The 18,232-nt window shown below is 72.1% G+C and carries 16 protein-coding genes; 7 read left to right on the top strand and 9 right to left on the bottom strand.

Going from position 1 to position 18,232, the window contains the following annotated elements; all coding sequences use genetic code 11:
* Positions 1-121: 121 nt before the first annotated feature.
* Positions 122-1,405, bottom strand: a complete 1,284-nt coding sequence (locus ACFWVV_RS26645; RefSeq protein ID WP_384350862.1) for a geranylgeranyl reductase family protein — start codon at positions 1,403-1,405, stop codon at positions 122-124.
* Positions 1,406-1,525: 120 nt separating this feature from the next.
* Here ACFWVV_RS26645 and ACFWVV_RS26640 point away from each other — a divergent pair, with 120 nt between their 5' ends.
* The gene (locus ACFWVV_RS26640) at positions 1,526-2,083 is read left to right on the top strand and encodes a GNAT family N-acetyltransferase (RefSeq protein WP_384350733.1); all 558 of its coding nucleotides are present in this window, start codon (positions 1,526-1,528) and stop codon (positions 2,081-2,083) included.
* Between the two features lie 154 nt (positions 2,084-2,237).
* On the opposite strand, the gene ACFWVV_RS26635 is transcribed toward ACFWVV_RS26640, so the two are convergent.
* From ACFWVV_RS26635 to ACFWVV_RS26615, 5 genes are all read right to left on the bottom strand, one after another.
* Positions 2,238-3,269, bottom strand: coding sequence for a glutaminase (locus ACFWVV_RS26635; protein ID WP_384350730.1), 1,032 nt, complete (start codon positions 3,267-3,269; stop codon positions 2,238-2,240).
* Complete coding sequence (locus ACFWVV_RS26630) at positions 3,269-3,961, bottom strand: demethylmenaquinone methyltransferase (RefSeq protein ID WP_384350727.1); 693 nt, start codon at positions 3,959-3,961, stop codon at positions 3,269-3,271. Before ACFWVV_RS26630 ends, ACFWVV_RS26635 begins: the two co-directional genes overlap by 1 nt.
* Before the next feature lie 108 nt (positions 3,962-4,069).
* A complete protein-coding gene (locus ACFWVV_RS26625) occupies positions 4,070-4,615 on the bottom strand; it encodes a hypothetical protein (protein ID WP_384350724.1) in 546 nt (181 codons plus the stop codon).
* A gap of 7 nt (positions 4,616-4,622) precedes the next feature.
* Positions 4,623-5,819 carry a cyclic dehypoxanthinyl futalosine synthase gene (gene mqnC, locus ACFWVV_RS26620; RefSeq protein ID WP_384350721.1) on the bottom strand — a complete coding sequence of 399 codons (1,197 nt, stop codon included), beginning with the start codon at positions 5,817-5,819 and terminating at the stop codon, positions 4,623-4,625.
* 333 nt (positions 5,820-6,152) lie between these two features.
* Positions 6,153-7,946 carry a serine/threonine-protein kinase gene (locus tag ACFWVV_RS26615; protein WP_384350859.1) on the bottom strand — a complete coding sequence of 598 codons (1,794 nt, stop codon included), beginning with the start codon at positions 7,944-7,946 and terminating at the stop codon, positions 6,153-6,155.
* Positions 7,947-8,185: 239 nt separating this feature from the next.
* On the opposite strand from ACFWVV_RS26615, the gene ACFWVV_RS26610 reads away from it, so the two are divergent.
* A complete protein-coding gene (locus ACFWVV_RS26610; RefSeq protein ID WP_384350718.1) occupies positions 8,186-9,238 on the top strand; it encodes an alpha/beta hydrolase in 1,053 nt (350 codons plus the stop codon).
* A gap of 42 nt (positions 9,239-9,280) precedes the next feature.
* Here the strand turns inward: ACFWVV_RS26610 and ACFWVV_RS26605 are convergent, their stop codons facing one another.
* Positions 9,281-10,156, bottom strand: a complete 876-nt coding sequence (locus ACFWVV_RS26605) for a menaquinone biosynthetic enzyme MqnA/MqnD family protein (RefSeq protein ID WP_384350715.1) — start codon at positions 10,154-10,156, stop codon at positions 9,281-9,283.
* A gap of 318 nt (positions 10,157-10,474) precedes the next feature.
* On the opposite strand from ACFWVV_RS26605, the gene ACFWVV_RS26600 reads away from it, so the two are divergent.
* Positions 10,475-10,678, top strand: coding sequence for a cold-shock protein (locus tag ACFWVV_RS26600; protein ID WP_003967102.1), 204 nt, complete (start codon positions 10,475-10,477; stop codon positions 10,676-10,678).
* Between the two features lie 147 nt (positions 10,679-10,825).
* Here the strand turns inward: ACFWVV_RS26600 and ACFWVV_RS26595 are convergent, their stop codons facing one another.
* Positions 10,826-12,760 carry an AMP-dependent synthetase/ligase gene (locus ACFWVV_RS26595; protein ID WP_384350712.1) on the bottom strand — a complete coding sequence of 645 codons (1,935 nt, stop codon included), beginning with the start codon at positions 12,758-12,760 and terminating at the stop codon, positions 10,826-10,828.
* A gap of 92 nt (positions 12,761-12,852) precedes the next feature.
* Here ACFWVV_RS26595 and ACFWVV_RS26590 point away from each other — a divergent pair, with 92 nt between their 5' ends.
* Both ACFWVV_RS26590 and ACFWVV_RS26585 read left to right on the top strand, forming a co-directional pair.
* Positions 12,853-13,887: an AraC family transcriptional regulator gene (locus ACFWVV_RS26590; protein ID WP_384350709.1), complete on the top strand. Its 1,035-nt coding sequence runs from the start codon at positions 12,853-12,855 to the stop codon at positions 13,885-13,887.
* A gap of 189 nt (positions 13,888-14,076) precedes the next feature.
* Positions 14,077-15,285 carry a lipase family protein gene (locus tag ACFWVV_RS26585; RefSeq protein WP_384350706.1) on the top strand — a complete coding sequence of 403 codons (1,209 nt, stop codon included), beginning with the start codon at positions 14,077-14,079 and terminating at the stop codon, positions 15,283-15,285.
* A 173-nt stretch (positions 15,286-15,458) separates the two neighbouring features.
* Here ACFWVV_RS26585 and ACFWVV_RS26580 read toward each other — a convergent pair whose 3' ends face one another.
* On the bottom strand, positions 15,459-16,007 hold the full coding sequence (locus ACFWVV_RS26580) for a GNAT family N-acetyltransferase (RefSeq protein ID WP_384350703.1): 549 nt from the start codon (positions 16,005-16,007) through the stop codon (positions 15,459-15,461).
* Between the two features lie 139 nt (positions 16,008-16,146).
* Between ACFWVV_RS26580 and ACFWVV_RS26575 the strand changes: the two genes are divergently transcribed.
* Both ACFWVV_RS26575 and ACFWVV_RS26570 read left to right on the top strand, forming a co-directional pair.
* On the top strand, positions 16,147-16,707 hold the full coding sequence (locus tag ACFWVV_RS26575) for a cysteine hydrolase family protein (protein ID WP_384350700.1): 561 nt from the start codon (positions 16,147-16,149) through the stop codon (positions 16,705-16,707).
* Between the two features lie 370 nt (positions 16,708-17,077).
* Positions 17,078-18,223: a serine hydrolase domain-containing protein gene (locus tag ACFWVV_RS26570; RefSeq protein ID WP_384350697.1), complete on the top strand. Its 1,146-nt coding sequence runs from the start codon at positions 17,078-17,080 to the stop codon at positions 18,221-18,223.
* Positions 18,224-18,232 lie beyond the last annotated feature (9 nt).

Genomic DNA, 18,232 nt, shown 5'->3' with positions numbered 1-18,232 from the left:
ACGCTCGCGCCGCCCCACGGTCCCGACCCCCCCAACGCCCACCCCGCGGTGCAGGGGCGGCCCGGTTTCGGGTCCACGGGGGCGGCGCAGGCCCGCGGGCCTGCGCCGCCCTTCCCCTCCCCTAGGAGTTCGGTGCCACCTTCGCCAGGCCGTTGATGATGCGGTCCATCGCGTCGCCGCCCGTCGGGTCGGTCAGGTTGGCCAGCATCTTGAGGGTGAAGCGCATCAGGACCGGGTGCGTGAGACCGCGCTCCGTCGCCAGCTTCATGATCTTGGGGTTGCCGATGAGCTTCACGAACGCGCGGCCCATCGTGTAGTAGCCGCCGTAGGTGTCCTTGAGGACCTGCGGGTAGCGGGCCAGGGCCATTTCGCGCTGGGCGGGGGTCGCCCTTGCGTGCGCCTGCACGATGACCTCGGAGGCGATCTGGCCGGACTCCATCGCGTAGGCGATGCCCTCGCCGTTGAACGGGTTGACCAGACCGCCCGCGTCGCCGACCAGCAACAGGCCCTTGGTGTAGTGCGGCTGGCGGTTGAAGGCCATCGGGAGGGCGGCGCCGCGGATCGGCGTCGTCATGTTCTGTGGCGTGTAGCCCCACTCCTCGGGCATCGACGCGCACCAGGCCTTCAGCACCTCGCGCCAGTCCAGCTCCTTGAACGCCTTGGAGGAGTTGAGGATGCCCAGGCCCACGTTGGACGTGCCGTCGCCCATGCCGAAGATCCAGCCGTAGCCGGGCAGCAGCCGGTCCTGCGGGCCGCGCCGGTCCCACAGCTCCAGCCAGGACTCCAGGTAGTCGTCGTCGTGGCGGGGCGAGGTGAAGTACGTCCGTACGGCGACGCCCATCGGGCGGTCCTCGCGGCGGTGCAGGCCCATCGCGAGGGAGAGCCGGGTGGAGTTGCCGTCGGCGGCGACCACCAGGGGGGCGTGGAAGGTGACGGGCAGCTTCTCCTCGCCCAGCTTGGCCTCGACGCCGGTGATGCGGCCGGTGCGGGGGTCCAGGACCGGGGCGCCGACGTTGCAGCGTTCGTACAGCCGGGCGCCCGCCTTCTGCGCCTGCCGGGCCAGCTGCTCGTCGAAGTCGTCCCGCTTGCGGACCAGTCCGTAGTCGGGGAACGAGGCGAGCTCGGGCCAGTCCAGCTGGAGCCGCTGGCCGCCGCCGATGATCCGCAGACCCTTGTTGCGCAGCCAGCCCGCCTCCTCGGAGATGTCGATGCCCATCGACACGAGCTGCTTGGTGGCGCGCGGGGTGAGACCGTCACCGCACACCTTTTCGCGCGGAAACGCCGTCTTTTCGAGCAGGAGTACGTCGAGTCCGGCCTTCGCCAGGTAGTACGCGGTGGCGGAACCAGCGGGTCCGGCGCCGACGACGATCACGTCCGCGCTGTGCTCGGAGGGGGGCGCGGTCACGGGCTGCTCGGTCACGGCGGGGTCTCCCGTAGGACTCGAAGGCGATTAAGTGCCTTGACGGCACAGGTCGAAGGGCAGTCTATGGGGGCGTACTCCTCACTCACCCGAAGGGCTGCCCTCATGACCCTCACGCCCCCCTTGTCCTCCGCGCCGCCTCCGGAGGTGTCGTCCGTGCCGCCGGTGGTGCGGCTGCGCGTACCGACCGAGGAGGACGCGTACGCCTGGTACGACGTGTTCAAGGACCGCGAGGTCATGGAGTTCCACGGCGGGAAGCCGGCCGGTGTGTCGGTGTACGAGGAACTGACCGCCAGACAGCGCAAGCACGACGCCGAGCTGGGCTTCTGTCTGTGGACGCTGCTCGACGAGCACGGCACGGTGCTCGGCTTCACCGGCGCGCAGCCGTGGCCGCACCAGCACTTCGGCCCGGTCGGCGAGATCGAGATCGGCTGGCGGCTCGGGCGCGCGCACTGGGGCCGCGGTTACGCCACCGCCGCCGCGCGGGCCACCGTGGAGCGGGTGCGGGCCGCGGGCGTCCGGGAGGTCGCCGCGATGGTGGACGCGCGCAACGTGCGGTCCGTCGCGGTGACCGAGCGGCTGGGCATGCGGCTCACGGAGACCTTCGTGGTGCCGGGGTCCGTGCCGGAGCGCAAGGGGTACTGCTACCGGCTCACGCTCTGAGCTCTCCGCCGGAAGGATGCAACAGGGGCCCTGGGGGCGCGCACGTGCGGTGTGCCACCCCCGGGGCCCTTGCGGGCGGTACGCACGTGCGGTGTGCCGCCCCCCGGGCCCCTGCGGCCTCCGCGGGCCTTTGCCGTACGCGGGAGGCCCGTCCTCAGAAGACCGAGAGCCCCGTCAGCGTCGTGAACCGGTCCAGTGCCGCGATGCCCGCCACCGAGTTCCCCTGCGGGTCCAGCCCCGGGCTCCACACGCTCACCGTGCACACCCCCGGCACCACCGCGACGATCCCGCCGCCGACCCCGCTCTTGCCAGGCAGCCCGACCCGGTAGGCGAACTCGCCCGCCGCGTCGTACGTGCCGCAGGTCAGCATCACCGCGTTGATCTGCTTGGCGAGCCGGCGCGGCAGCAGCCTGGTGCCGTCGGCGCGCAGGCCGTGCCGGGCCAGGAAGCGGGTGGCCAGGGCCAGGTCCCCGCAGTTCATCTCGATCGAGCACTGCCAGAAGTAGTGGTCGAGGAGTGCGGGGATGGCCGTGGTGATGTTGCCGTAACTGGCCATGAAGTAGGCCAGCGCGGCGTTGCGGTCACCGTTGTCGGACTCCGAGGTGGCGACCTCGGGGTCGAAGGTGATGTCCGGATTGCCGCTCTCCTGGCGGAGGAATTCGAGCAGTTCGCTGCTCGCGTCGCCGGTCAGGGTCTGCAGCCGGTCCGTCACGACCAGCGCGCCCGCGTTGATGAACGGATTGCGCGGTATGCCGTTCTCGTACTCCAGCTGGACGAGGGAGTTGAACGGGTTGCCGGACGGCTCCCGGCCGACCCGCGCCCACAGGTCGTCGCCGCCCTGGGCGAGGGCGAGCGCGAGTGCGAAGACCTTGGTGATGGACTGGGTGGAGAAGGGCTGCTGCCAGTCCCCCACCCCGTACACCTTGCCGTCGAGATCGGCGACGGCCATGCCGAAGCGGGAGGGGTCCACGCAGGACAGCGCCGGGATGTAGGCGGCGACCTGGCCCGCCCCGCGCTGCGGGCGGACGTCCTCCTCGATCTGCCGCAGGATGCCCTGGAAGTCGAAGTCGCCGGGCCCGGCCGGGGGTGCGGACGCGGGTGCGGGAGCGTACCCGGCCGCGGGTGCGGACGCGTGTGCCGGCTCCCGCCCGGCGGCCACCGGCTCCCCGGCTCCCGGCGCGCCCATCAGACCCGTACGCCCCGGTGCAGTGCCACGATGCCGCCGGACAGGTTGCGCCAGGCGACCTTCGACCAGCCGGCACCCTGGAGCTTCGTGGCGAGTCCGCGCTGGTCGGGCCAGGCGCGGATGGACTCGGCGAGGTAGACGTACGCGTCGGGGTTGGACGACACGGCCTTGGCGACCGGCGGCAGCGCGCGCATCAGGTACTCGTTGTAGACGGTCCTGAACGGCGCCCAGGTGGGGTCGGAGAACTCGCAGATCACCACCCGGCCGCCCTTCTTCGTCACCCGGAACATCTCGCGCAGCGCGGCGTCCGTGTCGACGACGTTGCGCAGCCCGAAGGAGATGGTGACGACGTCGAAGGACTTGTCCTGGAAGGGCAGTTTGGTCGCGTCACCGGCGGTGAGCGGCAGGTACGGGTGCTTCCGCTTGCCTTCGCGGAGCATCCCGACGGAGAAGTCGCAGGGCACGACGTACGCCCCGGTGGCGGCGAAGGGCAGGGAGGAGGTCGCGGTGCCCGCGGCGAGGTCGAGAACCCGCTTGCCGGGCCCGGCGTCCACCGCCTTGGCCACTTCCTTGCGCCAGGCGCGGTCCTGGCCCAGGGAGAGGACCGTGTTGGTCAGGTCGTAGTTCGCCGCCACTCCGTCGAACATCGAGGCGACTTCGTGCGGCTGCTTGTCCAGGGATGCTCGGGTCACGTGCCCATTGTGCCGGGTGGGGGCGTCCCCGCGTGCGCCCGGCCCGGCCGCACGGCACGCGGTCGGCCCTGCGTCCGGGGCGCGCGGCGGGCCGGCCCCGGCGCGGTGTCAGGCCCGCCGGAACACCATCCGGCCGCCGACCACCGTCACCAGGCACTCCCCGCCCGGCGCCGCGAAGACCGCGAAGTCGGCGGGCGAGGAAGGCGTGAGGGGGTTCGGGCGCGGCGCGGGCAGGACGCGGACCGGGGAGCGGTCCACGGCGGTCCGTACCGCCGGGTGGGTGAACGGCCCCGCCACGGCCGTCGTTCCGAGGGCGAGCAGCCGCTGAACGCCCCGCCGGGCACTCGCGCCCCAGCGGGTGTCGGTCATGCCCAGGTCGTGCAGGGCGCGCCCGGACAGCGGCTCGGTGCCCAGCTCGCCGGCCTCGCGGGGGTCGGGCCAGTAGTGGGCCTGGAGGAGGGCGACCGCGTCCGGCTCGAAGCGGCCGGGGGTGAGATGGCCGTCCCACTCCCTGGTACGCGCGCCGGGGCCCGCCTGCGCGGCCAGTTCCTCGTACGGGCCGACGGCGGAGATGCGGTCGCCGTCCACGACGACCGCGTCCCCGGTTGCTCCGTCGGCTTCCCGGATGCCCTGCACCCGGTGAATCGTCAGCATGTGGGGGTCAGTTGGAGGCGAGGAGCTTCAGCTCGGGGTGGGCCGTGCCGCCCTCGATCGCCGTGGAGGAGAGGTGCGAGACGACGTGGTCGTCGACCGGGTCGTTGGCCGGGTCCGTGTGCACGAGAAGGTGCTCGTACGTCGTCGCGCGCTGGGCCGGGACGCGTCCCGCCTTGCGGATCAGGTCGATGATCTCGGTCCGGTTGGAGCGGTGCTTGGCTCCGGCGGAGGAGACGACGTTCTCCTCCAGCATGATCGAGCCGAGGTCGTCGGCGCCGTAGTGCAGGGAGAGCTGGCCGACCTCCTTGCCGGTGGTCAGCCAGGAGCCCTGGATGTGCGCGACGTTGTCGAAGAAGAGGCGCGCGATGGCGATCATGCGCAGGTACTCGAAGAGGGTGGCCTGCGTACGGCCCTTCAGCGCGTTGTTCTGCGGCTGGTAGGTGTACGGGATGAACGCGCGGAAGCCGCCCGTCCGGTCCTGTACGTCGCGGATCATGCGCAGGTGCTCGATGCGCTCGGCGTTCGTCTCGCCCGTACCCATGAGCATGGTGGACGTCGACTCGACGCCGAGGCCGTGTGCCTCCTCCATGATCTCCAGCCAGCGCTCGCCGGACTCCTTCAGCGGTGCGATGGCCTTGCGGGGGCGGGCGGGGAGCAGCTCGGCGCCGGCGCCCGCGAAGGAGTCGAGACCGGCGGCGTGGATCCGCTGGATCGCTTCCTTGGTGCTGACCTTGGAGATGCGGGCCATGTGCTCGACCTCGGAGGCGCCGAGGGAGTGGATGACCAGCTGCGGGTACGCCTTCTTGATCGCCGCGAAGTGCTCTTCGTAGTACTCGACGCCGTAGTCGGGGTGGTGGCCGCCCTGGAACATGATCTGGGTGCCGCCGAGCTCCACGGTCTCCGCGCAGCGGCGCAGGATGTCGTCGAGGTCGCGGGTCCACACGTCGGGGCTCTTCGGCGCGGCGTAGAAGGCGCAGAACTTGCACGCGGTGACGCAGGAGTTCGTGTAGTTGATGTTGCGCTCGATGATGTACGTCGCGATGTCCTCGGTACCTGCGTACCGGCGGCGGCGTACGGCGTCGGCGGCCTGGCCCAGTGCGTGCAGGGGGGCGTCGCGGTACAGGTCGAGGGCTTCCTCGGGGGTGATGCGGCCACCCTCGGCGGCACGGTCAAGGACAGACTGAAGGTCGGCCTTCTCGGTCACCGGGTGGTTCCTTCCCAAGGGGGTGCACTGCATACATCGAGACCAATCCACCCTACGCGCTGCCGTGCTCCGTCGGGCGGCGGGGCCGTTGCCCGCCGTGCTCCCCGGCCCGCTTGGGTAGGGCAGGACCGGTGTGCGCAGCTCCGCCGGGGTGGGGGGACCAAGGGTTCGGCTCCGCCGGGGGGCCGCCCCCTTGCCCGCCCGTCCCGCCCCCGGGGGGGGCGGCCCCGCCGCCCGACGTGACGGGGGTGGGGGGGGTTGGGCGGCCCCGCCGCCCGAGGGGGCTGGGGGTAGGGGCGGCCCCGCCGGAGCCGAGCAACCCGGCCCGCTCGCCTAGCGTTTCGTCAGGGTGCCGTACGGCTTGCCCTGCTTCTCCGAAGGGGATCTGTACTGCAGCGTCCCGTCCGGGTTCCGCGTGAGGAACAGCTCGCTGGAGCCGCCCGAGCAGATCAGCGGAGTCGACGGCCGCTCCGGATCCGTCCGGTCGACGAGCCGGAGCTCGTTCGCCGTGGCGGAGACCAGCTTGCTGATGCCGTAGCACTTGGCGCCGTACGCGTCGTAGTCCGTCTTGACGACGTCCTGCCCCTTGCCGCCCTTGGTGATCGTCACGGTGATGCTGCCGTGCGGCATGTTGGTGGTGGCCTCGGTGAGGTTGCCGCTCCAGCGCCCGAGGAAGGCCTCCGGTACGGAGGCGACGGGCGCGCCGGGCTGCGAGGCCGACGGGGGCGGTGAGGGGCGGGGGTCGGCCGGGCCGGTCGCGGCCGGGGGCTGCCCGGCCGGGCCCGAGTCCTTCGAGCTGTCGCTGCCCCTGCCCCACAGGTCCGTCAGGAAGCTCGCACCGATCGTGCCCACGGCGAGCACTCCGGCGACGGCCAGCACCAGGGTGCAGCTCCGGCGCCTGCCCCGCCCGTCGGGGCCCACGGGGCGGGCCGTCTCGGTGGCGACGGACACCGATATACCGGGCCTGCCGGACGGACCGGCACCGGGCGGCGCGGCAGGCACCGGCGGCACGGAACCACCCGCACCGCCTGCGCTCCCGGCGCCACCTTTCCCGCCCACGCTCCCGGTGCCACCGTTCCCGCCCACGCCTCCGTACCCCACCGGTGCCGAACCGAATTCCCCAGCGGCGGCCCAGCCCGCACCGGCCCCCTCCACCCCGTGGGTGAACGGCACCGGCCCCGAACGCGCCACCACCGCGGGCGCACCCCCGGGCCCGGCCCCGCCCCGCACCTCCAGATCCAGGTCCAGCAGCCGTACGGCCCCCCGCCCCGCCTCCGTCACCAGTGCCCCCGGCAGCCAGCCGGCCGCCACTTGGGCCGCGGCCCCGCCCGGGGCCAGCCGTGCCGCGAGCTCCGCAGGCGTGGGCCGGTCCGCCGCCCGCTTGGCCAGGCATGCGGTGACCAGGTCCAACAGGTCACCCTCCAGACCCTCCAGTTCGGGCTCCTCGTGCACCACCTTGTAGAGCAGCGAGGCCGCCGAGTCACCGGGGAAGGGGGCCGCGCCGGTCGCCGCGTACGACAGCACCGCGCCCAGCGAGAAGACGTCGGCGGCCGGTCCGACGCCCTTGCCGAGGATCTGCTCGGGGGACATGTAGCCGGGCGAGCCGATCGACACGCCGGTGGAGGTGAGCGAGGCCGTGCCGTCCGTGGCGCGGGCGATGCCGAAGTCGATCAGCCGGGGCCCGTCCAGCGTCAGCAGCACGTTGGACGGCTTCACGTCCCGGTGTACGAGGCCCAGCGCGTGCACCGCCGTCAGCGCCTCGGCGAGGCCCGCCCCCAGCACCCGTACGGAGGAAGCGGGCAGCGGGCCGTGCGCGGCGAGGGCCTGCGTCAGCGAGGGGCCCGCCACGTACCCCGTCGCCACCCACGGCACCGGGGCGTCCGGATCCGCGTCCAGCACGGGCGCGGTCCACGCCCCGCCGACCTTCCGCGCGGCCTCCACCTCGCGGCGGAACCGGGTCCTGAACTCCTCGTCCAGGGCGAAGTGCGGGTGCACGACCTTGACCGCGACGGTCCGGCCCCCCGCACTGCGGCCGAGGTACACCCGGCCCATCCCGCCCGACCCCAGCCGTCCGAGCAGTCGGTAGTCACCGATATTCTGCGGTTCGCCCGCTTCCAGCGGCTGCAACGGCTGCATGGTGGTGCGCTCCCCCGGTGAACGATCCCAACAGTCGGCCCCGGCAGACGCTCCCGCCGGAAGTTCCGGCACCACAGTAGGCCCGACGTGTGCGGCATCACCCGGACAAGTCGGACACCCGGCGAACCGATGCGGCAGAGACCGCATCTCCTTCTACGCAACCGCCACACCCCCCACACCCCGCCCGACCACTCCCGCCCGCCCGCATCCCAGCCGCCCGGAGTCCCCCGATGAAGCGCCTGCCCAGCCGCTTGCACCGCCGCCCGCAACGGCGCCTGATAGCCGCCGCCCTGGTCGGCTCCGCGCTGACGCTGTCCCTGGTCGGCTGCTCGGACGAGGGTGACGCCTTCGACTTCAACTCGGGTTTCGGCCGTGACGGTGCCGCTCAGCAGGGCGGGGTCAACCGCACGTCGGTCGCGGGGGACGGGGTGAGCCGGCTGCCGATGGGCCCGCGCGCGGACTTCGAGGTCTTCCGCACCCTGGACGACGGCACCAAGATCGCCCAGACGACGCTGACCGGATCGAAGTCCGGTGTCACCGGCAAGGTGTGGGTGTGGGCCCCGAAGCAGTACTTCGACCCGAAGTACGCGGCCAGCGGCTTTCCCGTGCTGATCGCGCTGCCCGGGTCGTACGGATTCGACAGCAATTACTGGACGAAGCCCAGCAACCGTTTTCTGGACACCGTCAGCCGTATGTCCCAGGAAGGCACCAGCCTGCCCTTCCTCGTCGTCATGCCGGTAATGAATCCGGAAAAGCGGTACTACGACGGAAGCGACATCCCCGGGCAGCCGAAGATGGGCACCTGGATGACGGAGGACGTTCCCGACTTCGTCAGGGCGAATTTCCGTACGTTCAATTCGCGGGACGGCTGGGCGTTCATGGGATCGTCGTCCGGCGGCTTCGTCGCACTGAAGTCCGTGCTCAAGCACCCGGACCGTTTCAAGGCGGCGATTTCCTCGGGTCCCGACATCGTGCCGGATTCCCCGATGTGGAAGAACCACCCGCTGCAGAAGCTGGCGAACAATCCGCGCCAGCTGGCCGGCGACCTGCTCAAGCGGCCGAAGAGCCCGGAGGTCTACCTGGCGTTCCAGGTGGGCTCCAAGGAGACGCTGATCCCCCGGGTCAAACGGTTCATGCTGGAGTACGGCAAGGGCCCGATCAAGACACGGCTGCAGGTCGTGCCGAACGGCGTCCACAACCCGGCGACGTACGTGAAGGGCATGGAGGCGGGCAGCCTGAGCTGGATCAGCTCGCACCTGCGGGCCCCCGTCGCCGCCCCCTGACCCCGGGGCGACCACCCTCCGGGCGGCGGCTCCCGTCGCCCCCTACCGCTCGTCGAGCAGCGTGACCCGTACGTCCTGCGGATAGCCGGTCGTCGCCCCGGTCCTGCGCGCGAACTCGCGCACGCCCTCGATCTGGTCGGGCCCGAAGCGGAAGTCCAGCGTGGTGAAGTACTTCTCCAGCAGCTCTGCGTCGAAGTCCTCCCAGCGCGCGGCCTGCTCGGCGACCCGGTCGACCTCGGCCAGCGACAGGTCGCGGGAGGCCAGGAACGCCTCGTGCGCCGAGTGCACGTGGTGCGGCTCACGTGCCAGGTAGTCCTTGCGGGCCGCCCAGACGGCGAAGACGAACGGCAGCCCGGTCCACTCCTTCCACATCTGCCCCAGGTCGTGGACGGTGAGACCCAGCCGGGGCGCGTCGTGCAGCGAGGCCCGCAGCGCGGCGTCCCCGATCAGCACGGCGGCGTCCGCCTCCCGCATCATCAGCCCGAGATCGGGCGGGCAGGTGTAGTAGTCGGGCTCGACCCCGTACTGCTCGGCGAGGAGCAGCTGCGCCAGGCGCACCGAGGTGCGCGAGGTCGACCCGAGGGCCACCCGGGCCTTGTCGAGCTCCTCCAGCGGCACCTTGGAGACGATCACGCAGGACATCACAGGCCCGTCGCAGCCGACCGCGAGGTCCGGGAAGGCGACCAGGTCGTCGGCGTTCTTCAGGAACTCGACCAGGGTGACGGGCGCGATGTCGAGCTCGCCCCGGACGAGCTGTTCGCTGAGCCGTTCGGGGGTGTCCTTGGTCAGCTCGAAGTCCAGCAGGGTTCCGGTCCGCGCGAGACCCCAGTAGAGGGGCACGCAGTTCAGGAACTGGATGTGGCCGACGCGGGGCCGGGTGCGGTTCGGCGTCAGCTCGCCAGCGGTTGAATTGTCCACATCGCGAGGCTAGACCCGCCGGACCCGGAGGGCCCCTCCGGGGGGCCGCGCGAGGTGGCGGACAGGGCGGTACGAGGCTCGCGGCGGGGCGCGGCTCAACCCGTCCTTCGTCACCCGACACGCCCGTATCAAACATCCGGGTGAAGTGATCTTTCCCTCTACCGCCTGGCCGAGGGTGCGTGCTAGGCTCGCCCGCAAGTTGCAGTTTGGTTTCCCTTGCAGTACAGAGCCTGCGGAGCATGTAACCCGCAGGCTTTTGTTTTCAGACTTCCTTGTAGGTTCTGGAGCAGGGCAACCCTTTGGCCCATGGGAGGGCTTATGGCTACCGGAACCGTCAAGTGGTTCAACGCTGAAAAGGGCTTCGGCTTCATCGCCCAGGACGGCGGCGGCCCGGATGTCTTCGTCCACTACTCCGCGATCAACGCATCTGGCTTCCGCTCCCTCGAGGAGAACCAGGTCGTGAACTTCGACGTCACGCAGGGCCCGAAGGGCCCGCAGGCGGAGAACGTCACCCCCGCCTAGTCGGGGACGACCCGGTCGCGGTCGTTCACCAGCAGTACCCAAGGGGCCCTGTTTCCGTTCTGCGGAAACAGGGCCCCTGCCTTTCCCGGTACGGGCCGGCCTTTCCCGGTACGGATTACCGAACGGGCTCCGCAGCGGCTGGGCGGCTCAGCGGCTGGGCGGCTCGTGGCTCCCGGACCGGGGCCCGGCCGCGTACAGCTCCTCGATCTCCGCCGCGTACCGCTCCAGTACCGCCCGCCGCCGCACCTTCAGGGTCGGGGTCAGGGCCCCGCTCCCGATGGTGAAGTCCTCGTCCAGGACCGCGAAGGCCCGGATGCGGGCGGGCCGCGAGGCGCGTGCGTTGGCCGCCTCGACGGCTTCTGCGACCAGTTCCCGGACGGCAGGGTGCTGCCCCGGCCGCTTCCCCAGGTCGTGTCCCTCCCGCTCCGCCCAGGCCGCGATCTCCTGTGCGTCCAGGGTGACCAGCGCGACCGGGTGGGGCCTGTGGTCGCCGACCATCACCGCGTGCGAGACGTACCGGGACTGCTGGATCGCCTGCTCGGTGAGGGCCGGGGTGAGGTTCTTGCCCGCGGAGGTGATGATCAGGTCCTTCTTGCGGCCGGTGATGCTGAGGTAGCCGTCCTCGTCGAGGCGTCCCAGGTCTCCGGTGTGCAGCCACCCCTCCGCGTCGAGCGCCTCCCGGGTGCCCTCCTTCGCCGCGCTCCCGTTGCCGTAGTAGCCGGGGAAGACCATCGGGCCGCGTGCCAGCACCTCCCCCTCCTCGCTGATCCGTACCTCGCAGCCGGGGTAGGGGCGGCCGACGGTGCCGTAGCGGACGGCGCCGGGCCGGTTCAGCGAGATGGCGCCGCCCGACTCCGTCATCCCGTACCCCTCGTACACCGGGACCGAGCAGGCCCGCAGGAAGTCGAGGGTCTGCGGGGCGATCGGGGCGGCTCCGGTGAGTGCCCAGCGGAGCCGGCCGCCGAAGGCGCCGCGGACCAGGCTGTAGAGCGCCTTGTCGGCGGCCTCGTACGCCTCCCGCGACTCCTGCGGAAGCCGGCCTTCCGCGGCGAGTACCCCGATCCTGACCGCCTCCTGGAACCGCTCCGCGCCGCCCTCCTGGGACTCGGCGAGCGACTGCACGACGGCGTGCACCTTCTCGAAGAGGCGCGGCACGGACGGCAGGTGGGTCGGCCTGATCTCGGCCAGCTCCCCGATCACGTCCTCGATGCGCCCGCCGAAGTAGCACAGCTCGCCGCCGAACACGAAGGTGTTGAACTGGATGAGCTGGGCGAGGACGTGGGCCAGCGGGAGGTAGAGGTACGTCCGGTCGCCCGGCCCGCCCTCGATCAGCTCCTCTCCGCCGTCCAGGACGGCGGAGAAGTTGCCGTGGGTGAGACGGCAGCCCTTGGGTGGGCCCGTGGTCCCCGACGTGTAGACGATCTCGGCGAGGTCGTCGCACCCGACGGAGGCCGCCCGCTCCAGGAAGTCCGCGACGGTGACCCCGTCCCGCGGCAGCCGCCCGAGCTCACCCAGCAGGAACGCCCGCGGCGCGAGTCCCCTGCCCGCCTGTCCGGCGGTCTCGGGGGACAGGCCCGGCTGCCCGTCGCTCTCATGCCCCCGCTGCCCTCCGCTCTCCCGCGGCGGGCCCGCCTGCCCGGCACTCCCGTACGGCGGGCCCACCCGCCCCCCGCTCTCCCCCAGTGGGCCCGCCTGCCCGGCGTTCCCGCACACCCGGGCCGCCTGCTCGGCGTTCTCGCACAGCACCACCCCCGCCCCCGAGTCCCCCAGCACCCACGCCATTTCCTCCTCCCCCGCCGTCGGGTAGACGGGCACCGCCACCGCCCCCACCGACAGCACCGCGAAGTGCGCGTACGTCCATGCGGGAGCGGTCTCGCCGAGGATCGCCACCCGGTCGCCGGGAGCGACCCCGGCGGCCATCAGGCCCCGCCCCATGTCCCGTACCACGTCCCGGAGTTCGGCGTACGAGACCGGTTCGGCCCCCTTCGCCCGCAGCGCCGGCAGCGCGCCGTGGCGCTGCCCCGCCCACTCGATGAACATCGCCAGCCCCGCGGGCCGTGCCGTTCTCACCGTGTCCGTCATGACCCGACGGTAAGTACCCGGCCGAACGCGGGCGATGACGGAAAACGTCACCCCCACTGACCCGCGCGCTCAAAGCGACTACCGTCCCGGCCATGGGGAAGCGGACGATCACCGTGCACCACGTACGCGCCGTACTGCGCGGCGCCGAGCGCGCCGGGGCCGACACGGTCCCGCTCCTGCAGGCCGCCCAGATCCCCCCGCTGCTCCTCGGCGACGACCGCGCCCGGGTCACCTCGGTCCAGTTCGCCCGCCTCTTCCGTGCGCTGTACCGGGCCACCAGGGACGAGTTCCTCGGGCTCTCCGCCACCCGCAGCCGCCCGGGCACCTTCGCGATGATGTGTTACGCGGCCCTGGCCTGCCCGGACCTCGGCCGGGCGATCGAGCGCGGCGCGGCCTTCTACTCCCTCTTCGACGGCGGGCCCGAGCTGACCCTCACCCGCACCCCCGACGAGGCGGTCTTCACCGTCCACAACCGGCTCGACACCGACGAGGACCGCTTCCTCACCGAGTGCATGGTGATCATCTGGCACCGGCTGTGCAGCTGGCTGACCGGCAACAGGATCCCGCTGCGGTGGGCGGAGTTCGGCTATCCGCCGCCGCCGCACGAGGCCGAGTACGAGACCCTCTTCGGCTGCCCCGTCCGGTTCGGCGCACCGCGCACGGCAGCGGGATTCGACGTGCTCTGGCTGGACGCCCCCGTCGTCCAGGACGAGGCCGCCCTCGACTCACTGCTCCACCGCGCCCCGTTCGACCTCCTCACCCGGCGCGAGTACGGCACGACGGTCGCCGAGCAGGTGCGCCGCAACCTCGCCCAGTCGCTCCGCGTCAGCCCCCGCCTGCCCACCCTCACCCAGACGGCGGCCCGCCTCTCCGTCAGTCCGGCCACCCTGCGCCGCCGCCTCGACCGCGAGAACACCTCGTTCCAGCAGCTCAAGGACTCCGTCCGCAGGGATGCGGCGATCGCGGGCCTGGCCGAGAGCCGCGAGCCGATCGCCGAACTCGCGGCCCGGCTCGGCTTCTCCGAGGACACCTCCTTCCACCGGGCGTTCCGCCGCTGGACGGGTACGACCCCGGGCGCGTACCGCGTGGACCACTTCCCGCGGGGCTGTGAGACTCCGCGTCAGTGAAGCTGAGCATTCCGGTCAGAGCGTTTCCTCCTCGCAGGTCAGTACGTTCTCCCCACGACGCAGCACCCTGCACGCGGCGCACCGCACTGCCCGCCCCGCACCGGAACGCAACCGGCACGCACCACCGCGCACCGGCACGCACGGCAGCACCGCGGTGCGCCGCCCCCCACCCGCTCGTAGGGAGAGCCGATGTCCGTACGCCACAGAGTCCTCGCCGCCTCCGCCTCCGCCGCACTCGCCCTGTCCGTCGCCCTGCCGACCGCCGCGACGGCGAGGACGGCCGGGGACGCGCCGGCCGCGACCGCTTCGGCCGCAGCGGCTGCCGCTTCGGCCGCCGCCCCCGGCGACCTGGTCTCCGCCCGCCCCACCTCCTTCCACCCCCTCCCGCTCCAGCCGACGAACACCGACGCCTGGCACGTCGAGTACCGCTCGACGACCGCCAAGGGCGCCGCGAACACCGTGTCCGGCACGGTGATCGTCCCCAAGGACGGCAGGAAGGGCCCGCGCCCCCTGGTCACGTACGCGGTCGGCACGGTCGGCATGGGCGACCAGTGCGCCCCCAGCGCGGGCTTCCCGTACGGCACGACGGTCGAGGCGACGCTCATCAACCAGGCGGTGCAACGGGGCTGGGCCGTCGCCGTCACCGACTACGAGGGCCTCGGCACCCCAGGCGACCACACCTACACGGTCGGCCGCGCCGAGGGCCACGCGGTCCTGGACGCCGCCCGCGCGGCGCTGCGCCTCCCCGCGGACAGGACGGGGCTGACCAAGGAGTCCCCGGTCGGCATCATGGGCTACTCCCAGGGCGGCCAGGCCAGCAGCTGGGCGGCCGAGCTGCACGACTCGTACGCGCCGGAGCTCAACGTCAAGGGCACCGCGACGGGCGGTGTGCCGGCCGACCTGATGGAGGTCGCCGCGTTCAACGACGGCAACATCGGCGCGGGCCTGATCCTGATGGCCGCGGCCGGCCACGACTCCGCGTACCCGGAGCTCAAGCTGGACTCCTACCTCAACAGCCAGGGCAAGGCGTACGTCGACTTCATGCGCAAGAACTGCGTGGCGATCAACGCGATCTCCGCCCCGTTCAAGCGCATCAGCGACGTCACCACCACCAACCCGCTGGAAGCCCCGGACTGGCAGGCCAAGCTGGCCGCCTCGAAGCTGGGCACGCACGCCCCCAAGCACCCGGTCTACCTCTACCACGGAGCCCTGGACGAGCTGATCCCCTACAAGGTCGGCAAGCAGCTGCGGGCCGACTGGTGTGCGGCGGGCGCGAAGGTGCAGTGGCGTTCACACCCGCTTCTTGAGCACATCGGTGGCGTGACGGTCGGTGCGTTCCCGGCCATGGAGTGGCTGAACGACCGCTTCGCCGGCAAGCCGTCGGCGGGCAACTGCTGACGTAGGCACGGTGCTTGGGCCCCGGCCGCGCATCCCGCGCGACCGGGGCCCGCTGCGTGCGCGCGGGGCTGTCCTGCTGGGGTGCGTGTGCGCGGGGCTGTCCTCCTGGGGCCGGCCGCCTCGCGCGGCCGTTCGTCGCCGCGACAGCCCACCCGAGTACGTCGTCCACGGCGTCACACGCGAGGCGTCCACTCCTCGCGCAGCATTCCGAAGAGCACGCGGTCGTAGCGCTTTCCCTCCACCAGCACAGCCGACCGGCGGCGTCCTTCCTCACGGAAGCCCAGCCCGGTGAAGGCGCGCACGGCTCGCTCGTTACCGCTCCAGGTGTCCAGCTCCAGCCGGCTCAGGCCGTACGCACCGAACAGGTGGTCCACGATCAGCCGCATCGCGTCACTGCCGTGGCCACGCCCCCAGAACTCCCGCTCGCCGATGGTGACTCCCAGGGTGGCCACTCCGGCGTACGGGTCGAGGTCCCGGTAGTCGGCCATGCCTATCACCCTGCCGCCCGCCAGCTCCTCGACCGTCAGCACGGCGGACTCCCTCGGGCTGAGCCGCAGCATGGTGTCGAACCCGAGACCGACCGCTTCCGCGGTGACCGGGCCGAAACACGGGTCGCCGGCCGCGGCCCAGCGCACCACTTCCGGGTCATTGCGCCACCGCACATGGTGCTCGGCGTCCTCGGGGCGCAGCGCGCGCAGTCTCGTCAGCTTTCCTTCAAACATCGAGTAACCCTAACGATCCCGACCGACACGCCAGGGACCGGTCCTCTAGGGTCGGCGGTCCGAACCACCGCGTTCCCGGTGCACAGCGCCGACGCCCGCAGCTGAGCCTTTGCCACCGGGACATGACCCTGGAGACGACATGAGCAGCGCGCTTCTCGTGATGGATGTGCAGCAGGCCATCGTGGACGCCGTAGACGACGGCTCCGGCTACCTGCCGAGGCTGCGCAGGGCGATCGACGGGGCCCGGGCGGCGGGCCTGCTGGTGATCTACGTGGTCATCGCGCTGCGCCCCGGTTTTCCCGAGGTCGGTACCCGCAACAAGCCCCTGGCGGCCATCGCCGGGGCCGGCCTCTACGTCGAGGGGGCCCCGGGCACCGAGATCCACCCGGAGGTGGCGCCGCTGCCGGGCGACGTGGTGGTCACCAAGAAGCGGGCCAGCGCGTTCTCCGGCAGCGATCTCGACCTGGTACTGCGGTCCCGCGGCATCGACAGCCTGGTCCTGACCGGCATCGCCACCAGCGCGGTCGTCCTGTCCACCGTGTGCCAGGCGAACGACCTGGACTTCGGCCTGACGGTACTTCCCGACGCCTGCCTGGACCCCGACCCGGAGGTGCACCGGGTGCTGGTCGAGCGGCTGTTCCCGCAGTGGGCGGAGGTCGTCACCGTCGACGACTGGGTGAAGACGCTCGCGTCCCGCTAAGGACGCTCGCGCCCCACCAGCGGAGAAGAGCCCCCGGCCAGCGGGCCCGGTGGGCCCAGGGTCCCGGGGGAAAGCCCCACCTCAGGCCGGTGGTTGGCATGATCGCCCTGGCCACCCGCGCCCCGACATGCTGGGACCGCAGACGCCGTTGGCCTTCAGCGGCGCCGGATCAGTCGGGAGCGGGCACGTGCACGAGCAGGCAGGGCAGGCGTGGAAGAGGTGGCGGGGCCGCACGGCGGGGCGGGGTGCCGGTCCCGATGGTCCGAGTGGTCCCAGTGGTCCCAGTGGTCCCAGTAGTCCGAGTAGTCCCAGGGGTCCCAGCGGCACCGGTCGCCCCGGTGGGCGGCGCAATGCCCTGGCCACCACCGCCGTGGCCGCCACCGTCGCCGCCGTCCTCACGGCCGGTGTACTGACCACCGGCGTGCTGTCGACGGACCCCGCCGCACCCGCGTCCACCGCGTCCGCATCACTGTCCACCGTGCCCGCCACCACCGGGCAGGCCCCCGTCCAGCACGGCCTGAACTCCCTGGTCCGGTCCGACGGCATGCCCGCCGCACTGGCCGCCGTACAGGACCGCGCGGGCCACACCCGTACGTACACCGCCGGGGTCGGCGACCTGGCAACGGGCGCGAAGGTGCCCGCCGACGGGCAACTGCGGATCGGCAGCAACACCAAGACGTTCACGGCGGTGGCCGTGCTGCAACTGGTCGGTGAGGGCAAGGTCGCCCTCGACGCACCGATCGAGACCTACCTTCCCGGTCTGGTGCGCGGGGACGGCATCGACGGGCGCCGCATCACCGTCCGCCAGCTCCTCCAGCACACGAGTGGGCTCCCCAACTACAGCAAGTACCTTGCTGAGGACGTCCGTTACTACGACCCCCGAGACCTCCTCGACCTCGCCCTGGCGCACAAGGCCGACTTCGCACCCGGCACCAAGTGGGCGTACAGCAACACCAACTACGTCCTGGCGGGCCTGCTCGTCCAGAAGGTCACGGGCCGCCCGTACGCCGAGGAGATAGAGCGCCGCGTCATCCGCCGCGCCGGCCTGCACCACACCTACTTCCCCACCCCCGGCGACGCGAAGATCCGCGGGCCCCACCCCAAGGGCTACTACCTGGCCGCCCCCGGCACACCCCTGCGCGACGGCACGGAGCTGGACCCCTCCTGGGGCTGGGCGGCGGGCCAGCTGGTCTCCACCCCCTCCGACCTCAACCGTTTCACCACCGCGCTCCTGAAGGGCCGCCTCCTCGCCCCGGCCCAGCTCGCCCAGATGCGCACCACGGTTCCGGCCGGCGCCCCGTTTGCCACGGGCACGGGCTACGGCCTCGGGCTCGTGAAGACACCCCTGCCCTGCGGCGGCGCCTACTGGGGCCACGGCGGCAGCACCACCGGCTACGAGACACGCGGCGGCGCGACCGACGACGGCCGGGCGGTGAGCATCGCGGTGACCACCCAGCCGGACGCCCCCACCAAGCAGCACATGGACGCCCTCGTCACCAAGTCCCTCTGCCCCTGACCCGCGTAC

Source organism: Streptomyces sp. NPDC058663 (assembly GCF_042716745.1).
Classification (GTDB): domain Bacteria; phylum Actinomycetota; class Actinomycetes; order Streptomycetales; family Streptomycetaceae; genus Streptomyces.
The sequence above is the reverse complement of the archived record's forward strand: the minus strand, read 5'-3'. Positions and strand labels throughout refer to the sequence as shown.

Excerpts from the sequence above, each read along its gene's own strand:
- ACFWVV_RS26640 (WP_384350733.1), top strand. The coding sequence starts at position 1,526 with ATGACCCTCACGCCCCCCTTGTCCTCCGCGCCGCCTCCGGAGGTGTCG.
- ACFWVV_RS26635 (WP_384350730.1), bottom strand. The coding sequence starts at position 3,269 with ATGGGCGCGCCGGGAGCCGGGGAGCCGGTGGCCGCCGGGCGGGAGCCG.
- ACFWVV_RS26625 (WP_384350724.1), bottom strand. The coding sequence starts at position 4,615 with ATGCTGACGATTCACCGGGTGCAGGGCATCCGGGAAGCCGACGGAGCA.
- ACFWVV_RS26610 (WP_384350718.1), top strand. The coding sequence starts at position 8,186 with ATGAAGCGCCTGCCCAGCCGCTTGCACCGCCGCCCGCAACGGCGCCTG.
- ACFWVV_RS26600 (WP_003967102.1), top strand. The coding sequence starts at position 10,475 with ATGGCTACCGGAACCGTCAAGTGGTTCAACGCTGAAAAGGGCTTCGGC.
- ACFWVV_RS26595 (WP_384350712.1), bottom strand. The coding sequence starts at position 12,760 with ATGACGGACACGGTGAGAACGGCACGGCCCGCGGGGCTGGCGATGTTC.
- ACFWVV_RS26590 (WP_384350709.1), top strand. The coding sequence starts at position 12,853 with ATGGGGAAGCGGACGATCACCGTGCACCACGTACGCGCCGTACTGCGC.
- ACFWVV_RS26585 (WP_384350706.1), top strand. The coding sequence starts at position 14,077 with ATGTCCGTACGCCACAGAGTCCTCGCCGCCTCCGCCTCCGCCGCACTC.
- ACFWVV_RS26580 (WP_384350703.1), bottom strand. The coding sequence starts at position 16,007 with ATGTTTGAAGGAAAGCTGACGAGACTGCGCGCGCTGCGCCCCGAGGAC.
- ACFWVV_RS26575 (WP_384350700.1), top strand. The coding sequence starts at position 16,147 with ATGAGCAGCGCGCTTCTCGTGATGGATGTGCAGCAGGCCATCGTGGAC.